This window comes from Bacillus sp. 103mf (assembly GCF_900116295.1).
Taxonomy (GTDB): Bacteria; Bacillota; Bacilli; order Bacillales; family Bacillaceae_G; genus Bacillus_A; species Bacillus_A bruguierae.
Window position 1 is genome coordinate 337,344 of sequence record NZ_FPAF01000004.1, and the last position, 19,990, is coordinate 357,333.

At 33.9% G+C, this 19,990-nt stretch carries 14 protein-coding genes and 6 pseudogenes; 5 read left to right on the forward strand and 15 right to left on the reverse strand.

All coding sequences use genetic code 11. From position 1 onward, the window contains the following. Positions 1-684: 684 nt before the first annotated feature. A pseudogene (locus BM350_RS13700) lies at positions 685-951 on the reverse strand (endonuclease); the annotation flags it as partial. 166 nt (positions 952-1,117) lie between these two features. On the opposite strand from BM350_RS13700, the gene BM350_RS13705 reads away from it, so the two are divergent. After that, positions 1,118-1,975, forward strand: coding sequence for a metallophosphoesterase (locus BM350_RS13705; RefSeq protein ID WP_090914511.1), 858 nt, complete (start codon positions 1,118-1,120; stop codon positions 1,973-1,975). A gap of 283 nt (positions 1,976-2,258) precedes the next feature. Here the strand turns inward: BM350_RS13705 and ppsA are convergent, their stop codons facing one another. From ppsA to BM350_RS13745, 8 genes and pseudogenes are all read right to left on the reverse strand, one after another. Further along, positions 2,259-4,874, reverse strand: a complete 2,616-nt coding sequence (gene ppsA / locus BM350_RS13710) for a phosphoenolpyruvate synthase (protein WP_090914509.1) — start codon at positions 4,872-4,874, stop codon at positions 2,259-2,261. 677 nt (positions 4,875-5,551) lie between these two features. Next, on the reverse strand, positions 5,552-7,405 hold the full coding sequence (locus BM350_RS13715) for an FtsX-like permease family protein (RefSeq protein ID WP_090914507.1): 1,854 nt from the start codon (positions 7,403-7,405) through the stop codon (positions 5,552-5,554). 15 nt (positions 7,406-7,420) lie between these two features. Continuing rightward, complete coding sequence (locus BM350_RS13720; protein ID WP_090914506.1) at positions 7,421-8,182, reverse strand: ABC transporter ATP-binding protein; 762 nt, start codon at positions 8,180-8,182, stop codon at positions 7,421-7,423. Between the two features lie 42 nt (positions 8,183-8,224). Then, positions 8,225-8,572 (reverse strand): YxeA family protein, encoded by a 348-nt coding sequence (locus tag BM350_RS13725; RefSeq protein ID WP_090914504.1) that lies wholly within the window; start codon positions 8,570-8,572, stop codon positions 8,225-8,227. 315 nt (positions 8,573-8,887) lie between these two features. After that, the gene (locus BM350_RS13730; RefSeq protein ID WP_280141380.1) at positions 8,888-10,246 is read right to left on the reverse strand and encodes a sensor histidine kinase; all 1,359 of its coding nucleotides are present in this window, start codon (positions 10,244-10,246) and stop codon (positions 8,888-8,890) included. A 132-nt stretch (positions 10,247-10,378) separates the two neighbouring features. Next, positions 10,379-11,083, reverse strand: coding sequence for a response regulator transcription factor (locus tag BM350_RS13735; RefSeq protein ID WP_090914502.1), 705 nt, complete (start codon positions 11,081-11,083; stop codon positions 10,379-10,381). Between the two features lie 83 nt (positions 11,084-11,166). Then, positions 11,167-11,430: pseudogene (locus BM350_RS13740) on the reverse strand (DedA family protein); the annotation flags it as partial. Continuing rightward, a pseudogene (locus BM350_RS13745) lies at positions 11,430-11,982 on the reverse strand (rRNA adenine N-6-methyltransferase family protein). The pseudogenes BM350_RS13740 and BM350_RS13745, both read right to left, overlap by 1 nt. Positions 11,983-12,292: 310 nt before the next feature. On the opposite strand from BM350_RS13745, the gene BM350_RS13750 reads away from it, so the two are divergent. The 3 genes and pseudogenes from BM350_RS13750 to BM350_RS13760 form a co-directional block, all read left to right on the forward strand. Then, the gene (locus tag BM350_RS13750; RefSeq protein WP_090914500.1) at positions 12,293-12,781 is read left to right on the forward strand and encodes a DinB family protein; all 489 of its coding nucleotides are present in this window, start codon (positions 12,293-12,295) and stop codon (positions 12,779-12,781) included. A gap of 342 nt (positions 12,782-13,123) precedes the next feature. Then, positions 13,124-13,357: a hypothetical protein gene (locus BM350_RS13755; RefSeq protein ID WP_090914499.1), complete on the forward strand. Its 234-nt coding sequence runs from the start codon at positions 13,124-13,126 to the stop codon at positions 13,355-13,357. A 74-nt stretch (positions 13,358-13,431) separates the two neighbouring features. After that, positions 13,432-13,716 (forward strand): annotated as a pseudogene (locus BM350_RS13760) (phage terminase small subunit-related protein); the annotation flags it as partial. A 275-nt stretch (positions 13,717-13,991) separates the two neighbouring features. On the opposite strand, the gene BM350_RS13765 reads toward BM350_RS13760, so the two are convergent. From BM350_RS13765 to BM350_RS13790, 6 genes and pseudogenes are all read right to left on the reverse strand, one after another. Beyond that, complete coding sequence (locus BM350_RS13765) at positions 13,992-14,336, reverse strand: YxeA family protein (RefSeq protein ID WP_090914497.1); 345 nt, start codon at positions 14,334-14,336, stop codon at positions 13,992-13,994. Positions 14,337-14,373: 37 nt separating this feature from the next. Then, on the reverse strand, positions 14,374-16,230 hold the full coding sequence (locus BM350_RS13770) for an ABC transporter permease (RefSeq protein ID WP_090914495.1): 1,857 nt from the start codon (positions 16,228-16,230) through the stop codon (positions 14,374-14,376). A gap of 16 nt (positions 16,231-16,246) precedes the next feature. Next, entirely contained in the window at positions 16,247-17,008 is a 762-nt protein-coding gene (locus BM350_RS13775) for an ABC transporter ATP-binding protein (protein ID WP_090914493.1), read from the reverse strand. 134 nt (positions 17,009-17,142) lie between these two features. Continuing rightward, positions 17,143-17,552 (reverse strand): annotated as a pseudogene (locus tag BM350_RS13780) (zf-HC2 domain-containing protein); the annotation flags it as partial. Positions 17,553-18,099: 547 nt separating this feature from the next. Next, on the reverse strand, positions 18,100-18,645 hold the full coding sequence (locus BM350_RS13785; protein ID WP_090914491.1) for a hypothetical protein: 546 nt from the start codon (positions 18,643-18,645) through the stop codon (positions 18,100-18,102). A gap of 4 nt (positions 18,646-18,649) precedes the next feature. Further along, positions 18,650-19,249: a TetR/AcrR family transcriptional regulator gene (locus BM350_RS13790; RefSeq protein WP_090914489.1), complete on the reverse strand. Its 600-nt coding sequence runs from the start codon at positions 19,247-19,249 to the stop codon at positions 18,650-18,652. Between the two features lie 561 nt (positions 19,250-19,810). Here BM350_RS13790 and BM350_RS13795 point away from each other — a divergent pair. Beyond that, positions 19,811-19,990: pseudogene (locus BM350_RS13795) on the forward strand (hypothetical protein); the annotation flags it as partial.

A 19,990-nucleotide genomic window follows, 5' to 3' on the forward strand; every position in this document is an offset into this window, starting at 1 on the left:
AAAATAGGATGTACCGAATAATATTATGTGTGATAAGGTGTTGTGTACTATAAAATCTATCAATAATCTTATTTTATCACGTATACAAACTCGCAAACTGTGGGCCAAAAGCGCCCATTATAGCTTTAAAATAAAAAACTTTAGTATAAGTTTTATTGAATATTAGCCTCATTTAGTTTAATAAAGCATTCCTGCTTCTTTCAATGCCTTTTGATAAGTCTTATAATTTAGCTTTTTAACATCGTCCCGAAACAAATTTTTTCTAACAGTATTAAATAGTTCGCTCGAGATGGTAGGAAATTCATTTTCCCAATGCTCTCTTTTATCCAAATTAATTAACGATTCAACGGTAACAAGATAAATATTTGGGAATTGCTTCTTAATGTCAGAAGAATACTTTAGAAACTCTTTTAGGTATTTATCAAAATGGTGACAATCGTATTCTTTAATACCTGTATAGAACGGAAACCCACTTTCATCTTTCCACTCAAGGAGAAGTCCCCAAAAAGCAATAAGTGAACCTGCTCTATTTACTGCAGTAAAAATATCTATGATGCTCTCCCTACCAATCCCTTACAAACCAATGATTCTATAATAAACATGAGAAAAGAGTGATCCTTATGACCACTCCTTTCCACTTTATATTTTTTAAATTATAATTTTACTTATTTATTTCCAAATCGCCCCAAACTCACCGTGAGATTTCGCCCAAACATGCTCTCGGTTCCAATTATCGACCTCTGAACCATTTGTAAATTTCCCTTGCGAACGCCCTGTATATAAGAGAAGTACATTATTTTTATTATTTGGATCTTCATCAGTATCTCTTAGCGCTTCCCAAATTGCACTATATGATATCTTTGTATGATTATCAATAATATTATGAAGTTCCTTTTTTAACTCTAAGCCCGTTTTCCCCTTCATGCTATTATAATATGTATCATCATAATTAGGTTGAAGTTACCCCTTGATTTACTTAGATAAAAACCCAGTGACAGAGAGTCTATATAATTAATACAAAAAAACACAACAAAGAATGATTTTTCATGTTTAAATAGATAAGGTAGATAATCATTCCTGAAATTCATAATTTTCACAGTTATGTAAGGGGGAAACTATGAGAAGAAAGTATAAGAGGTTAACGGTTGTAATTAGCTTATTGATAGGATTAGGCATATTTTCTTATTTACAAAATAATTTATTAGGTGTAACTAAGATTACCATAAAATCAACTAAAATACCTAGTGCATTTAAGGGTTTCAAAATTGTACAATTGTCTGATTTACATAGTAACGAGTTTGGGGAAAACCAAAAAAAGTTGATAAAAAAAGTGGAAAATATTAATCCTAATATAGTTGTTATCACAGGTGACTTTATTGATAGTGAACGATATAATGCAAAAGTAAGTTTGGAAGTGGTTAAACAACTTGTAAAACATTATCCAGTTTATTTTGTGACAGGAAATCATGAAGCATGGTCAGGTCGTTTTATGAACCTAGAAAAAGACCTAAAAAAATACAATGTTACAGTTTTAAGAAATGAACATGCCATTATTAAAAAAGATGGACAAGAAATATATATTTTAGGCATAGATGACCCAGCATTTAAAGTTAGTAATCGTAGTGACTCTGAGTTTGAAGGAATTAGTGTAGTTGCAAAAGAAGTCATACAGGCTAAAGAAGGTATCAATCCAAATGGGTTTAAAATATTATTATCCCATAGACCAGAATATCTCCGTGCATACACTGAACAACAAATAGATTTGGTGTTTACAGGTCATGCTCATGGTGGACAGGTTAGAATACCTTTCGTGGGAGGTTTAGTTGCACCTGATCAAGGATTGTTACCAAAATATACGGCTGGAATATATAAAGACAAAGATACTTCAATGATAGTAAGTAGGGGGCTGGGAAATAGTATCATTCCTCAAAGAATTTTTAATAGACCGGAGATCGTATTTTTACAATTTAAATAAAAAACTGCACCTCCAATTGTTAGACACAGTCTAACAATTGGAGGTGCACTTCAAAATTTATCGGAAGAATAATTAGCTTGTGCTCTACTTTCGGCAGTATCAGTATTAGATTTTACTTTACCGCAATTATATGCTCCTACATAGTATAGGCATTTGTTAGTAGGCCTTACCATACATGTTATATGTCCTAGTAACAGAGTTCTTACCATAGACCGAAAAGTACCACGATATCAATGATTCTCCTAATTCGAATGCTTTTCTTTTATGATTTAAATGTAACGAATTATAGTATTTCTATATAACCTTCTGTTCCATTCACTCGAATGCGTTGCCCATCTTTTATCAACTTGGTGGCATTTTCTGCCCCGACAATTGCTGGTAAACCATATTCGCGTGCGATAACTGCTCCATGCGTCATTAATCCACCTACCTCAGTGACTAGCGCTTTTATAGATACAAACAATGGGGTCCAGCTAGGATCAGTAAAGGTTGTAACCAATATATCTCCCTCTTCTAAATTCGCATTTTCCATATTTAAGATGACACGTGCTCTTCCTTCGATAACACCGGAAGAAACGGGTAGACCTGCAATAGCATTAGATGGGAGATGCTCCCGTTTGTATTCACCTGTAATGATTTCTCCATCGGACGTGATAACACGTGGGGGAGTTAGTTTTTCATATAGTTTGTACTCTTCTTTTCGTTTGCTGATGATTTGGTAATTCAATTTGTTTGTACCTACGACTTCGCGAAATTCCTCAAAAGTAAGATAGTATATGTCTTCTTTTTTACGAATAACTTTGGCTTGTACGAGCTGTTTGGCTTCTTTCAGTAAAGCCTGCTTATAAACGAAGTAGCGATTAATCATGCCGTATTTTGGATACTCCCGATAACCGATGAAATTCCGGATCAGGCTGATTATTCGTTCTGTCTTTTCGGCTTTTCGTTTACCATCCGGTAATTGCTTCAATCGGTCTAATAACTCTTGTTCTTTTTTCAAAGCTTCCTGTCGCCCTTGCTCAAATTTTCGTTTGCTAGCATTAGGCTCAAAGTTTTTGATGTTACTGAGAATCATGGGGATGAGTATAGTTGGTTTTTCGCTCCAACGAGTTTTAGTAATATCGATTTCTCCGGGACATCGCATTCCGAATTTGTTGAGATAAGCATTGATAGCATCTTGGATTTCCTGTCCACCATCAAACTTAACCAGTTCATCCAAAAAGTTATCCTCGTTTACATTTTGTAGATAATCAATTACTTCCGGATAAGGACGAATCACATCGGCGACATCCAATAGCGCCAGACCCATTTCCGAAGTAATATTATTTGGTACAGATAGAGACAGCGTGTCTGCTACATTTTTTTCACCTAACCACTTGTTCATTTTTTCATTGATCCATGATGAAGCATCCATAGCAGCCATAATCACACCCAAACTTTGTGGGTCAAATAAAATCTTCTTTAATTGCTGGATATCTTCCAGGATAAAATCAAATAAATCCGATCCTGATTTCGTTTGGATGTTATGCTTTAACTCTTCTATCGATGTTTGACTACGCTTAATCAAATCAGAAACGATTGTCGGATCGTTTTCGATTTGTGCTTGAAGACCCGCAGACGACATATCTTTATTGCTTTTATCAGGACTCTGTTCTTTTTTATCATTTGGTAACGATTTTATAAAATCTCCTCGCTCTATTATGGTCATAAGTGCGCCTTTGATGAGCGGATCGGATTGTCCCAAGGTATCCATTATCGTTTTTCTGCTGACAGGCGCAGCCAGATTATGCGTGATATCAACAAATAATCTTCCACCAGCTTTAAACCTGGGTCCAAAAGATGTTAACTGGAATAAAGACATTCCCAATGGTTTCAAGGGGTCGGTCATCATTTGTTGATGACCAACAGATACATAAACGTGATTTTCCTGATCATTTGCTTCAGGGATGGGGTATAAAGTAGTGATTGGCCGACTCTGGACAATATAAAATGTATCATCAACCAAACACCATTCGATATCTTGTGGGCAACCAAAATACGCTTCGATCTGTCTTCCGATACGTGCCAGTTGTAAAATTTGTTGGTCAGTAAGTGTTTGGCTTTTTTGCTGATTGGGTTCTATTTGCTGTGTTTCTGTGCCTCCTTCTTTTAAGGCGTAGATTGCTAGTTTTTTGGTTGCAATCATTTTATCGATAATCTTTTCTCCTTGCACCTTATAGCAATCGGCAGATACTAAGCCGGAGACAAGTGCTTCTCCTAGTCCAAAGCTAGCATCGATGGATAGCAGCTTTCGATTGGAAGTAATCGGATCAGCAGTAAATAGTATTCCGGAAGCTTGTGGAAAAATCATCCTTTGAATAACAACAGACAGATAAACCTTGCGATGATCAAATCCGTTTTGCATTCGATAAATCACAGCACGATCAGTAAATAGTGAAGCCCAGCACTTACTAATATGTTGTAAAATTGCATCTTTTCCTTTGATGTTTAGGTAGGTATCATGTTGACCAGCGAAGGAGGCAAATGGAAGATCTTCGGCTGTAGCACTTGAACGAACAGCATATGCATGCTCGGCGCCAAAAGTTAAGAGATATCGATCGATATCTTCTTCAATCCCCTTCTCGATCTCGATCCCCTCAATCAGCTCACGAATCTTCCTGCTAATTTCACTGATTCTTTCTCGTTCGTCCATTTTTTGAACTGCTAGTTGATCCAGTAATTGATGAAGCTCCTCATTTTCCCCAATAACTCTTTTATATGCCTCAGTGGTAACACAAAATCCCTCTGGTACAAGTATTCCTTCAAGCCTCGAACATTCGCCCAAATTCATCCCTTTACCACCGACTACCATTTGTCTTGTTTTATCGATCTCCCGAAACTCTAGTACATATGGTTTCATGTCTTTCCCTCCTATTTATCCCGCTATTCGTGGGCAGTAAGACCCCCACCTCAAGATTCGGAGAGAAACGAGGAAGATAGGGGGAGATAACTGCCCGTAAAAGCCCAATTGGGCGGGCTAACCATCAGTTGGAGATGAAAAAACTCTCCACTGATGGAAGTTTCACTTTATCGCTCAATACCAAGACGAATCATATGACAAAAATTGTTCATCTGATCAACCAATTACGCTACCCACTCGTTCTTGCTTCTGGTGAAGTTCCATGTTCTTATCAAGCCCCCCCTTTAAAAAAATAAAAATATGGATTGACTAAAAAGGTTTTTATGGTGTATAATTAAAATAGGGATAATTTATACAAAAATAGATTATTAGTGTATCTATATAAATTTACCACAGTTTCTCATTTTTATCAATGTATTTACACGAGCATAGTTGTCTCACAAGTTAAAAGGAAGAAAAAACATTTCACAAGACAAATGACTCACACTAAATAATATCCAATCATTTAGTGTAGCGTTAGGGAAATGCGGGTTTATAACGTTAAGAAATTCCAATATTAAAAAGCCCAATTTCTTAGTATTAATATTAAGAAATTGGGCTTTTTCTGTTACCCCATTAAAACACCAGATTATTGAGGATTTTAAAGAGTGATTATACAGTAAAACATCACATTCTTATTACTTTTTTTCAGGAAGAACAATTCTTTTATATAATTGAACTGTAATAAAGTAATAGATCGAATAGATAACTACGAAAATCAAGATCGGTAACCAAATACGGAAATATGGATCAATTAAGATGAAACCAAAAATCTTCATACCCAATAATACATGAATTATACCTACTATCCCCGGAAATAAAAACACTAAAAATAACTCTTTATAAATGGATTTTGCTAATAATTCATGACGGACTCCAATTTTACGAAGCATTTCATAGCGTACAATATCTTTTGATGCACCAGAAAGAATCTTAAACATTAAGCAGCTTGCCATCATCGCAAGGAAAGCAATACCTAAGAAGAAACCCATAAATACTGTTCCGCTGGCACTGGCGTAAATCCCAGTATATATTTGATATTTACTGAAGATATCTTCAGCTGTGACATTTTTATATTTAACTAGCTGCAACTCGTCAATTTTTTTCCATTTATCTAAATATGTTACAAAATCCTCAGTTTTTCCAATTACAACAATGTTTTCTTTTTCTTGTATGCCATCGTACATTTTTTGATCTACTATTTTTTTTACTTTTTCCATGTAATTTAAATAGGTTGGTTGAAGAGAGCGTAAAGCGTCATCCCACTCTTCTGGGATAATATTTGTATTCTCCATATTCTCCTCACCATATTTTGAAATTGCTCCTACAGGAAGATTTTCAGAAACTCGTTTTACTTTCCCTCTATCCTTTTTTTCTATTCCAGCTTGCACAAGTGGACGGTTTTTCTCTAGATCTTCTTTCAAGTAGTAAACATATTTGTCATCTATCTTATAGTGATATTCATTCTTTTCTTTAAATGTAGTACCATCTAAAATATTCTTTTCTTCTGCTGTTGGATTATGAATGACTGTATCGTATATTTCAAGTTGATCCGTCGATTGAATTACGTTATTTTTGAAAGCCATTCCACCTGAAATCGCCCCCGCACCAAGTGCTACTAACATTGCTACTGTTGCGAGTACCTTTGTTAAACTATTAATACGAAAGTTTAATTGAGCAAATGTAAAAGCATTAAGACCTTTCTCACTACGCTTTTTATTACTCTTTAATTTTTTAATAATAAGCGGAAGGACAGAAGTAAATAACATATACGTTCCCGCTGTAGTTGTAAGCATCGCAATCATAGGACCCTGTTCTTTTAACTTATCCATATAAATCATTGAAGTATATCCAATTCCCAATAAAATAATAGCTAAAAATGAAACAATCCCGGTCCACTTACCTTTAATCATTGTACGTTCTGCTGAAGCATCTGCATGTACAAGTTGCAGAACGGAGATGCGTGATAATTTCACACTATTCATAATGGCAGATAACACAAATAATACCAAGAAGAACATACAAGTAACTAACATAGATGGTACATAAAACCCTTGGTAACCACTCGCAGTAAAATCCAGTTGCTTCATGAGGAGTTTACCAATCCCTTGTGAAAGCCCTATTCCTACTGTAATTCCAATTACTAAGGATATTGCCCCAATAATAATCGTTTCCAGAAACATAAGTAATGTAACTTTATGTTTTTTTGCACCTAACATCATATACATCCCAAATTCTTTTTGGCGAAGAGACATCAAAAAAGAATTTGCATATAGAACATAGAAGAATGTAATGATTGCTAATAGAGCTGAACCTGTTTGAAACACAGGCGCAATGGACCGAATATTAGTATTTGCTTCAACAAATGCTTTATTTAATGCTAGCGTTTGAAACATGTGAAAAATTGGAATTGACATAACAAGACCAACTAGTAAGACAATATAATCTTTTAGCTTACTTTTTAGTCCTGATATAGAAAGTTTAAATATCATGGTGGGTGTCCTTTCTTATCCTTTTTGTGTACCTAAATCCGCAAGTACATCTAAAATTTCTTTATAGAACACTTCACGCGTACCACTACGATGAATTTCTTTATATAACTCACCATCTTGAATGAACAAAATGCGCTGGCAATAACTTGCACTATATGGATCATGAGTAACCATCATAATCGAAACATCTTGTTTTTCATTTAAATTTTTCATTGCTTCTAAAAGGCTTGTTGCATTTTTTGAATCCAGTGCCCCTGTTGGCTCGTCCCCTAAAATAATTGCTGGTTCATGTACAAGCGCGCGTGCTGCCGCGGAACGTTGTTTTTGTCCACCAGATACCTCAGATGGATATTTTTGAAGTATTTCCGAAATCCCTAACATATTGGCTACTTTCTTTACTTTTGGACCAATCTTACGCGATGGGACTCCTTGAAGTGAAAGTGGAAGCGCAATATTTTTATAAATAGATAGATTCTCTAATAAATTGAAATCTTGAAAGATAAATCCTAATTTTTGAGAGCGAAAATCTGAAAGCTCTCCTTGCTTCATTTTAGTGATATCGATACCAACAATTTCAACAATGCCGCCAGTTGCTACATCTAATGTTGAAATTACATTTAATAATGTTGTTTTTCCTGAACCAGACGGTCCCATGATTCCAACAAATTCTCCCTCTTGAATCGAGAACGATACATCTCTTAAAGCGTGTGACTGATTTTCACCTTTTTTACCGTACACTTTTTGAACATTTTTTACATTTACAACTGAGTTGTTCATAATATTCTCCTACCTTTGTTTTTAACTCGATAAATTCATTATTTATTTTTTTAGTTTTTCTTTTGCTTTCTCAGGAACTTCTTTTTCCTGCACTTTCTCAAATTCGTAAACATACTTTCCTTTTACATGAACCTTTAAATAAGAATCTGGATAATCATCCTTACCAGAAACCCCTACTTTAATGGTATTTTCATCGCCTGATTCATCAACTCCGTTTAACATGTAAAAATATCTCTTACCATCAGGTTTTGCTTCCCCTTTTGTAAGGACGTACACATCTTTTTCTTTCACTAATGGATTAAATCTATCTATTATTTCTCCTCCCATATAAGTTAATAATCCACCTCCTACAACAACTAATCCTGACACTGCAATCCATGCTTTTTTCATCTATCTTTTCCGCCTATCTTTTCCGCCTTTCTTTTCCTATTTAATTAGGTGTCATCTCATTCATTCTTTGGGATTTTAATGAGAATGAATATGCTTTCTAACACATTTCTAATGTATAGAGAGTGTTTCTTAATAAATACTGAGGGAATTTCTTAACTTTTTCTTAACAAAAGCTTTAAACTTTAATCATTCAATAATTTTTCAATCTAATAAAAAAGAACTCTTTTGCAAGAGTTCTTTTTTACCCTGTTAACACAAGGCACATTTTCAGTTTGTATCATTTCATTACACCTAGAAACAATTTATATAACATTATTACTTTTCTGCCTCAATGGGAAGTGAAATAATAAAACGCACAATACCGTCTTCATATTCTGCCCGAATGTCTCCGCTTTGCAAATCAATAATACTTTTTGCAATGGCAAGTCCAAGTCCAGATCCTTCTGAGACTCTGCTTCTTGATTGATCCTTTTTATAAAAACGTTCAAATAAATTCTTCAATTCTTGTCTTGTAAATTCTTCGCTTTGATTTGCCACAGAAATTTGAATGTTATCTTGCTGCCTTTGAAGAGAAATTTTAATTTCTCCTTCATCTTTACTGTATTTAATCGCATTCATTAATAAATTATCAAACACACGCACGATTTTCTCCGAATCAAGTTCAGCATATATGCGTTCATCAGGAAATTCCTTCACAAATGAAAGACCATATTCCTCTGCTTGTGGTACTAATTCTTCAATTAATTGATCGAGCATTTCATTGATGCATACTTCTTGTTTTTCTAACACAACCTTTTCGTTTGTTAATTTTGTGTACTCAAATAAATCTTCTATTAAGTTTTTAAGCTGTTCCGATTTTGAAAAAGCAACCTTTATATACTCATCATATTGTTCTCTATTATCATATTTCGCATCGCGTAATAAACGTAAATATCCCATAATAGATGTAAGTGGTGTTCGTAAATCATGCGAGACATTTGTAATCAATTCATTTTTCTGTCTTTCAATTTCTCTTTCTTTTTCAATATTCACCATTATCTCTTCTGCCATTTGATTAATATTTTTTGTTAGTAAAGCCATCTCATCTTGCCCTTTCTCTTCAATTCGATATGCTAAGTTTCCTTTCGCTATCTCATTTACTCCTTGCGCCATCACTTCAATTTGCTTCATTTTTCTCTTTGTAATATAAAAGAAAGAAAAGATAAACACGATAATTCCAATAAAGGAAGGGAGAATTCCCTCTTTTGTTTCATATGTGATATCTCCTTCTGGAATCCCACTTACAAACATATACAAGTTTTTCCCTTCAATTGTAACTGGATAAAAAGTAATGAATTCTTTACGTGATCCCGTGATTATTTCTGAATCCTTATTGTAAATTGGTCGATTCATCGCAAAGTTCATCACATTGCTAATGGTACTATGCAAATTAATTTCTACTTCCTGCGCCTGTTTTGTTTTATATAAAACCTTTCCTGTTTCATCCGTAACCAATACTTTTAAAGCCTTTTGCTCTTTTTTATCTTCACTCTCAATCATCTCTTGCAAAGCTGCTACCTTATTTTCACTTACTGCTTTTTCCGCCGTTTCCTTCGCTTGACGATTAATTTGTAACATACTAAAACTATAATCAACATAAGCCCTTTGATTCATATCTTCAGCGAATGGCGCCACAGCTCTTGATACGAAGAAACCAAGTAATGCACAAAGAAAGAATGTTGTAATAAGCTGTATTCTAATACTTCTTAGAATACAGCTTATTTTTTTAATAATCTTACTATTTTATTGTTAAGATAATATAATGGTTTAAAGATCTTTTTCAATTTTATAATCTACTCCCCAAACTGTTTTAATATAACGAGGCTTCCTTGGATTCTCTTCTATCTTTTCACGTATTTTCCGAATATGTACCATCACAGTATTATCAGATTGGAAAGACTGTTCTTTCCACACTCTTTCATAAATTTGTTCAGCGCTCAGTACCATTCCTTGATTTCGAGCTAATAACTCTAGCACCAAGAATTCCCTCGGTGTTAATTTCACTACTTGGTTCGCAACGATAACCTCATATGTCGCTATATTAATCTTCATATCTCCAATTTCAATTTCATTTTCGCTTTGCATACTTACCCCGCCGCTCATTTTCATATATCTGCGAAGTTGTGACTTAATTCGAGCAATGAGTTCCAATGGGTTAAAAGGTTTTGTTACATAGTCGTCCGCTCCAGTTGTTAATCCTAAAATTTTATCCATATCTTGCGTTTTCGCCGATAACATAATAATAGGCATTTCCGCTATTTCTCGCACTTTCATACACATATGAATCCCATCTATTTTTGGCATCATAATATCAAGAACAATTAAATGTACTTCATTTTTCTTTAATAGTTCTAAGCCTTCTTCTCCATCTCCGGCTTGTAATACTTTATATCCTTCATTTTTTAAATAGATTGTAATAAGATCTCGAATTTCCTTCTCATCATCTACTACTAATATCGTTTCTTTGTTCAAAATACATCCTCCATTTTTTTAATAACAATAGATGCTACAAATGATCTACCTTATTCATTTCTTTTTATACTTACTACCTAATTTTTCTTTTTCATCAATTTATCAAGTACTTTTGCGCCAAATACCTTTCCAAATATATATCCTAAAGAAAGACCTGACACGACGCCTAAATATGTTAACGAAAAGGCTGGAATTACACTTAGTATACCCAGCAACGATACAAAGCCACCACTCATAACAATCATTTCATCTGGAATCAGCATACCGACAATTCCGAGCCATAAGCAAAAGAATAAAGCGGTATAACCATACTGCTCAATATAAGACAACAATTCATATAATTCCATTATGCATATGCCCCTCTCACCGCTTTTTTACAGCTAAAGACATAGGCTGGTGGGAAGTTGAACCAAACTTTTTTTAATTCGATTTTTGGAAAAAAGCTTTCTATAAATCCTTTTTTGACAAGTGAGTATTGGAACGTACTAAACTTTCCATTCTCGTTTAATGATTCCATCACATTACTTAAAATGTATGATGATGCTTCTTCTGGTAATGAAGTAAACGATAAACCTGATAATACATAATCCACATTTTTTTGAATATTTTCAGCTGATCCATGTATGACAACGACACTCGCATCATCCTCATATCGTTTCTGTAACTTTTTGAAAAACCCCTCATTAATTTCAATTAAGATAAATGGAGTTTTTTTCTTTTTCCTCTTTATGATCTCTTTCGTAAAAGATCCTGTTCCTGGGCCTAATTCTACGATACATTTTCCCACTTCAAAATCGATTGCATCACCATTTTTTTGCTAGTATATTAGAACTTGGTGCAATTGCCCCAGTGTTTTTTGGATGTTTTATAAATTCACTTAAAAATGTGATAAATTGCATCAACTATCTCTCCGTTCATTCGGTATTGTGTTAAGTCGATTTCAGTATAAATCGCATTTCTTAACAAATATCGAGAGAGTTTCTTAAGTTTTTCTTAAAAGGAGTAGCAGATAATGAAAGCTTTCACTGTAACAAAAACGACGAGTTTTGGAACAAATATTGGGTTTAAGAAATATTGACAGGCTGCTTTTTTGATAAAAAGCGCTTTTTTAATTTTGTTCCGCAATCGGGCCATTTAACGGAATAACGAAGGAGAATTAAAAAGAGCGCCGAAATAGAAAAGATATAATTAAAAGGGAGTGTGACTGATATGTCCCATGCTAAGGATATTTTGGTCGATCAGTTGTTAGCAAATGCGAACGACCCTAGCTTTTACATTCCGTTTTCGGAATCAGTAGCAAACTTGTCAGAGGAAGAAGCGTTTTGGAAACCCAACGATGAAAGTAACAGTATCGTTGAAATTGTGCAACATCTACTTTACTGGAATGAGACATGGCAAAAGAGGTACGAAAAATCTCATGTGAATGCTGTTGCACCAATAGGTGATAATAATAAAAGCTTTATTGTTACGGAAAATAAAAGATTTGCTGACTTAAAAGAGTGCCTTCTAAAGGTTCTGCTTCAGTGGCAAGATCTACTAACTAAAGAAAAGGTAGAAAGTGAAGTGAATGGTTTCCCAGAGACTGCAAAATGGTGGGGGGTACTAGGAAATATATCCACGCATAACGCTTACCATATTGGACAAATTGTTTACATCCGAAAACAACTACAAAAAGGCTGGAAAACTAATATTAAATGAGAAAGTGAGACCACTTACATTCCTTGCTCAGTAATCGGGCGCTTTAATGGAGCAACGAAAAAAGCCTAATTTCTCAATTTTAATGAGAAATTGGGCTTTTTATATTTACTTACAGTGCAAAATAGCGCTTAAAATAGGTGCAAAATAACTCCTAAAGTGACAATTGATAATACAACACCTTAAAAAGCGAATCATAACTTTTAAGTTATGAATACGATATGTTCGATATTTTTAAACTGTATTAAACATTAAGTAGCGAATCCGCTGCTTTTTATTTTATAAAGTAGAAAACCTAATGATAATTCTTTTATGGTAACATGGAGGAAAAAAGTGGGTGGATGAATGTTATTAGGAGTCGGTTTGATTATATTAGGAATTTTGATTACCAGTATTACAACATACTATGAAATAAAGAAAGCTGGAGGTATAAGTTGGTTAGAAGTTCTAGTATTCCCTGTGGGCTTAATTATAGGTATGATATTCAATCACTTTGATTTACCAGAGTTTTTAATATTGTTAGGATTAGTATGTATTGTATTAGGTAGCGTTATGGTAATGGGTATCAGTATTATATAGAAAAATCTAAACGCAGGGAGCATCTAAATAGGATGCTTTTTATTTTATAAAGGGATTACCGCGAGGTGGTGAATATGGCTAGGCAACGAAGCCCAGATCATGATAGAGCATTTGATATATATAAAGCAAGTAAAGGTGAGAAAACGCTTGTTGAGATCGCTGAAGAACTTGGAATAAAGAATTCTTCGCAAATTAGGAAGTGGAAATCGCAAGACAAATGGGACGAACAAATCAATGGTAACATAACTATTGCGAAAAGGAGCGTTACTAATGTTAAAAATCCGAAAATAAAAGCAAAATTAAAAGAGATGCTAGATGATGAGGAGCTGTCCGAAAAGGAACGACTCTTTTGTTTATATTGAGGTAGCACCACATGCCCATCAACTTAAGAGACTAATTGTTCCCCAAAACGAAAAAAAGAGCCGAACTCTCATAAATAACTGTGAAAAGGTAAAATTTTCGCTATGGGGGTGTCTCAAAATATTAGCTTGATGAGAATTTAATGGGAATAAACAAACTGGTTACGGCGTAACAACAGCTCTATTTAAAAGACATGGATTCACAGTCATTTCAGAAGAGGATTTTGAAAACAGAAAAGGATTTGACCTTTAAAGCCAAATCCTTTTTATTTCTATTATTTCGCAGCTAGTTTTTCTTTCACTTTCGCAGGAAGCTCGTCTTTCTTCACTTCTTCCCAAGCTGATACACCTTTTTTATCAGAGTAGTAGACACGTAGGAATGCTTCTTTACTAAGGTTTTTTTGAGCATCGAATTCTAATTCTTTTTCTTTACCGTCTTTATCAAATCCAGTTAACTTATACTTAAAGTATTTTGATGATTGGCCTTCATAAGTTGTTTCAATTCCATCCGTTTTAATTTGAACATAATATTCATCTTTACCCAAACGATTTAAATCACAACCCACTAATAGGCTTGCAAATACGACTAAAATACTAAGAAGTGCGATATATCTTTTCAATTTCTTCACCTCATGTGTTTTTGTTATTTTCTAATTCTTAGTCTTCTTTCGGAAGAACAATGCCTTTATACAATTGAACTGTAATAAAATAGTAAACTGCGTAAATGACTACGAAAATTATAATTGGAAGCCAAATACGGAAGTACGGATCGACTAGGAAGAGCGAGAAGATTTTCATACCAACTAGTACATGCACAATCCCGACAATCGCTGGGAATAAGAATACTAAGAATAATTCTTTATAAATTGATTTTGTTAATAATTCACGACGTACACCGATTTTACGAAGCATTTGATAACGCGTAATATCGCTTGATGCACCAGATAGAATTTTAAACATTAAACAGCTTGCCATCATTGCTAAGAAAGCAATTCCTAAGAATAAGCCCATAAATACTGTCCCGCTCGAAAAAACGTAAAAGTCAGTATACATCGCGTATTTACTTAATTCAGAACTATGCACATTTTTATATTTAATTAACTGCAACTCGTCAATTTTTTTCCATTCTTTTGTGTATGTTAAGAAATCATCTGTTTTCCCAATGAATACAGTACCCTCTGTACCTTTCAAGCTCTCATACATTTTTTGATCGACAATTTTAATTGTTCGATCAGGGTGCACATAAACTGGCTCCAGCGTTCTGAAAGCATCCTCCCACTCTTTTGGAATTACATTGTCAGACTTTTCTTGGCTGAAACTTGAAATAGCGCCTACTGGTAGTTCTCCAGAAACTCTTTTTTTCACCTTAGCAGGATCTTTTATTCCTGCTTTAATTTTTTCCATATCTTGTACGAAAGGACGGTTTTTTTCTAAATCTTCTTTTACATAATAAACATATTTATCGTCTGTCTTATAGCGATATTCGCCTTTCTCTTTAAATGTAATACCATCTAAGATTTTCTTTTCTTCTGCTGTTGGGTTATGAACCACTGAATCATATATTTCAAAACCATCAACAGTTTTCATAACATTATTTTTAAAAGCCATACCAGCTGAAATTGCTCCCGCTCCAAGCGCAACTAACATCGCTACTGTCGCTAGTACTTTTGTTAAGCTGTTAATACGGAAGTTTAACTGCGCAAATGTAAAAGCATTCAGTCCTTTTTCAGTACGTTTTTTATTACTTTTCAGCTTTTTAATAATAAGAGGCAGGAACGTTCCAAATAACATATAAGTTCCAAACGTTACAGTAAATAACGCAATAAAAATCCCAGATTCCCTTAACTTATCCATGTAAATCATAGAAGCATAGCCAATTGCTAACAAAATAATCCCCAATACTGCAAAGATAACAGTCTTCGCACCTTTTACAGAAACACGATCTGTATTTGAATCTGCATGTACAAGTTGCAGAACTGTAATACGTGATAATTTGATACTATTCATAATTGCAGATAACACAAATAATGCAAAGAAGAAGATGCAAGTAACATTCATTGACGGAACATAAAACGCTTGATAACCGCCTCCAGTAAACTCAAGCTGCTTCATAAGTAATTGACCAATTCCTTGTGCAAGTCCTACACCAACTACGATTCCAATTACAAGAGATGCTACTCCAATAATGATTGTTTCCATGAACATAAGCAACGTAATCTTCTGTTTTTTTGCCCCTAGCATCATATACATACCGAATTCTTTTTGACGAAGCGATAATAAGAATGAGTTTGCATATAGAATATAGAAGAATGTAATAATTGCTAATAAGATTGAACCAGATTGGAATACTATTCCAATTGAGCCAATAGTAGCGTTTGACTTAAGAAAAGCTTCGTTTAACGCTAATGTTTGGAACATATAAAAAATTGAAATGGACATGACAAGACCAACAAGTAAGACGATATAGTCCTTCAGCTTACTTTTTAGTCCTGACATAGAAAGCTTAAATAACATGCCTGAACCTTCTTTCTTATGCTTTTTGTGTACCTAAGTCTGCAAGTACATCTAAAATCTCTTTATAGAATGCTTCACGCGTACCAGTGCGATGAATTTCTTTATATAACTCTCCGTCTTGAATGAATAAAATACGCTGACAGTAACTTGCACTATATGGATCGTGAGTAACCATCATGATTGATACACCTTGTTCTTCATTTAAGTTTGTCATCGCATCTAAAAGACTTGTTGCGTTTTTAGAATCAAGCGCTCCTGTTGGCTCGTCCCCTAAAATGATAGCTGGTTCATGCACTAGCGCACGTGCTGCTGCTGAACGTTGTTTTTGTCCACCAGATACTTCAGATGGATACTTTTGAAGTATCTCTGAGATTCCTAACATTCCTGCTACTTTTTCTACTTTCGGGCCAATCTTTTTTGAAGAAACACCTTGTAGTGAAAGTGGCAAAGCAATATTTTCGTAAATTGATAGATTCTCAAGTAAATTAAAATCTTGGAAGATGAAACCTAATTTTTGAGAACGGAAATCTGAAAGTTCCCCTTGTTTCATCTTTGTGATATCGATACCAGCGATTTCAACAACACCGCCCGTTGCTTTATCTAATGTTGAAATTACATTTAGTAACGTTGTTTTCCCTGAACCAGATGGTCCCATAATGCCAACGAATTCTCCCTCTTGAATCGAGAATGACACTCCTTTTAACGCATGTGATTGGCTTTCGCCTTTTTTACCATATACTTTTTGAACGTTTTTTACGTCTACAACTGGCTTGTTCATCGTTGTCCTCCTACGCTTGTTTTCTTTTCCTATTCTGCGTTTTTTCGACATAATCTGCTATTGATTAACATTACATCTACCTTACACTTTTGTAATATAAACGAAACGGCTCGATATGTTCTTGTAACATATCGATAGGAAGCCACAATCGTGGTTGCCACTCGCACCTGTAGAATCATGGCTGTTGTAAAAATTCCTGCTGCCGCTACCGCCGTATACATGAAATGTTTTGATTTTTTATTCATATTTGTAAATAATCCCTTCTTCTGTTCGGTTTTTGATTTATATAATAAACATTTTCTAGTTTTGTGCGATTTTCAAATATTTTCCACACTTGATCTACATCAATTTTGATTTCTTTTGGTGAATGTACTGTTTCTTCCTCTAACATGACGTTTTCCCATTGATTTAATTTACTAATTTCTAGTAATAAATCTTGACATACTTTACATATGTCTACATGTTTTGTGAATTCTTTTCTTGCATCATAAGAAAGCTCCCCATCCATATATGCTTGAATAACCCCCTTATCATAACAATTCATTTGTTCCCCCCTCTAATTGTTTATAAATCTTACGAAATTTTTGTTTGACTCGGACCAAAACCTCACTCTCATTTGATGCCTATATTATAGAGAAACCAGAAAAATAAATTTTATGACAAAAATTTCATTTTTTATTATGTGCGAAAAAAACATTCATCTTTCGATTAGATGAATGCAAAAATTAAAATCATTTTAGTCTCTTAAATTATGTGTGGAGTTTAAACCAAAAAACAAATTTTAATAAGTTGTGACCATTACGGGAAAAAACTCAGTAAAAGATCCGTAAAAGCAATAACCGGTTCCTTAACGTACAGGGAACTGGCCAAAATGCGTCTAAATTGTGTCTAAACGTACAATTTTCTTTTTTTGATATGGTGACCCCATGTCCATCAACTTAAGAATATTCACTATCCTAAAAAATAAAAAACGTTATTCTTTCTAAACAAGCTAGATTATTAGAAAGGATAACGTTTTTTATTAAGTTGCTGGGTATAGGTGGCACTCCTATAATAACGAATACATACTTTCACAATTCGTGTTAGTTAAATTAATGTTTTATCCGTTGTTTAATTTCTTTAAAACGAGCATGTATAAATTTCTTGATATCCGGGTGATCCTTATATAAGGTAACGGTATACATTATGGAAGATGCAAGGATAGTAGACCATATTAACCAATCTCCAGCATGAGAAAGAACTTTAATTATTTCATTCGTAAATTGTTCATGTCCCGCATGAAATCTCGATATGAGAGAGTTAAGGTCGAATAGCAATAAAATAACAATTCTTCCCAAAAGCATAATAATCCATCCGATAATATAGGTATAGCCTCCAACACTACATAATTGATTGTTATGATGAAAGACTTTCACCCTCTTAGCTTGCCAATAACCAACTATCGCTCCTAAGATAAGCAAGCTAATTAATTCAATTGTAATTATAAAGTCCAATCTATTTGGAAGACCAATATAAGTTCTGATTATAGCCATGATTGGTATACCAAGAAGATCGAAGCTATCTACTCTCTTAGGGATAAGCTGCCTAATGATCAATACAATAACGACTACAAGAATAATAATGAAAACTTTATTCATGCGATTAATCCCTCTTTTTTTCTTTTAAATAATACTCAATAAGTTGATTTACTTTTTCTTCTGAATATGATTCTGGTGTTTGAAGGACATGAATTATTAGTCCATCGATAAATCCGTACAGTATCTCCAATTCAAAATCTCTATTATAGCCTGGTGTGACGTATCCTAGATCCTTCATTAAATCTAGAATTATTCCCATAAGATACCTCGTATGGTCATCCATTTTCTTCCGAAGTTCAAGAAGCTCTGGGGAACTAAAGGATATACCCAGAAATATAATCCAAACCTTCCCTTCCAACATTTCTTCTTTATTAGTAGGAATAATAAATTTCATTAATCTTCTAAGTGCTTCTTCTTTTGTTCCCTTAAAATCACTTGTACGAGTTTTTGCCCGTTCTTCCATTCGATTCAATACTAAATTCATTGCATAATGAATTAATTCATTTTTAGACGAAAAATGATGCTGAACAAGTCCAACTGAAATGTTTGCTTCATCAGCGATTTGCTGTATGGAAGCTTTATCGATACCTTTTTCTAATATTACACGCCAAGTAGCAGTGGCTATCTGATTTTTCCTTTGTATTTGATCGACTATTTTAGGCATTCATATCCTCCCCCTTTTTATAATATGATTATATTATAAAAAGGCACCTAAAACAATATGAACATATTGCTTTAGATGTAGTAGGGGTCACTATACATGCCCATCAACTCAGGAAATTTTAATACCCTCAAATATCAAAAAACGTCATCCTTTCTAATCTGGATGTTTTTGCCCATCCCCCGAAAAGGGGTATTAATACAAAATATTCCATATTAGTTGTGGACGAATTTAGGTTTCAGCCTTAGTTGTTCGATTTGTAACATAAACGTTCGTTTTTGTTACAACCCTATTTAAAATATCATATATTTACTGTTTTCATTGATAATGATTGGAATATATTTGCATATGTCCTGATAATCCCGTTTTGGTTGTCATACCCGTGCAGTTTAATAACAAGAGTTCTTTTTTATATACCATATGAAAGTATTTGTTAAGAAAAACTTAAGAAATCTCCTCATTTTTTGTTAAGAAACAATCTCTATACTTGGAAACGTACTGATGAAATTCATTCATATGGAAATTTTATTTATTGTAACTTTTAAACAGGAGGAATTTTAATTAATGAGAAAATTTCTATTTTTTTGTAGTGTTTTATTCATAATAGGAGCAGGATATTTTGTCTATCAAAATAAACCAAATATATTACTTGTATCTGGAAATCAACAACAAGTAGAAAAAGTAATAGAAGAATATAAGTCTAAATTAGCTTCTTCTACGTACTATAAAGAAAAAATTTTATGT

Coding starts and splice junctions, on each gene's coding strand:
- BM350_RS13705 (WP_090914511.1), top strand. CDS start 1,118: ATGAGAAGAAAGTATAAGAGGTTAACGGTTGTAATTAGCTTATTGATA.
- ppsA (WP_090914509.1), bottom strand. CDS start 4,874: ATGAAACCATATGTACTAGAGTTTCGGGAGATCGATAAAACAAGACAA.
- BM350_RS13715 (WP_090914507.1), bottom strand. CDS start 7,405: ATGATATTTAAACTTTCTATATCAGGACTAAAAAGTAAGCTAAAAGAT.
- BM350_RS13720 (WP_090914506.1), bottom strand. CDS start 8,182: ATGAACAACTCAGTTGTAAATGTAAAAAATGTTCAAAAAGTGTACGGT.
- BM350_RS13725 (WP_090914504.1), bottom strand. CDS start 8,572: ATGAAAAAAGCATGGATTGCAGTGTCAGGATTAGTTGTTGTAGGAGGT.
- BM350_RS13750 (WP_090914500.1), top strand. CDS start 12,293: ATGTCCCATGCTAAGGATATTTTGGTCGATCAGTTGTTAGCAAATGCG.
- BM350_RS13755 (WP_090914499.1), top strand. CDS start 13,124: ATGTTATTAGGAGTCGGTTTGATTATATTAGGAATTTTGATTACCAGT.
- BM350_RS13770 (WP_090914495.1), bottom strand. CDS start 16,230: ATGTTATTTAAGCTTTCTATGTCAGGACTAAAAAGTAAGCTGAAGGAC.
- BM350_RS13775 (WP_090914493.1), bottom strand. CDS start 17,008: ATGAACAAGCCAGTTGTAGACGTAAAAAACGTTCAAAAAGTATATGGT.
- BM350_RS13785 (WP_090914491.1), bottom strand. CDS start 18,645: ATGAATAAAGTTTTCATTATTATTCTTGTAGTCGTTATTGTATTGATC.
- BM350_RS13790 (WP_090914489.1), bottom strand. CDS start 19,249: ATGCCTAAAATAGTCGATCAAATACAAAGGAAAAATCAGATAGCCACT.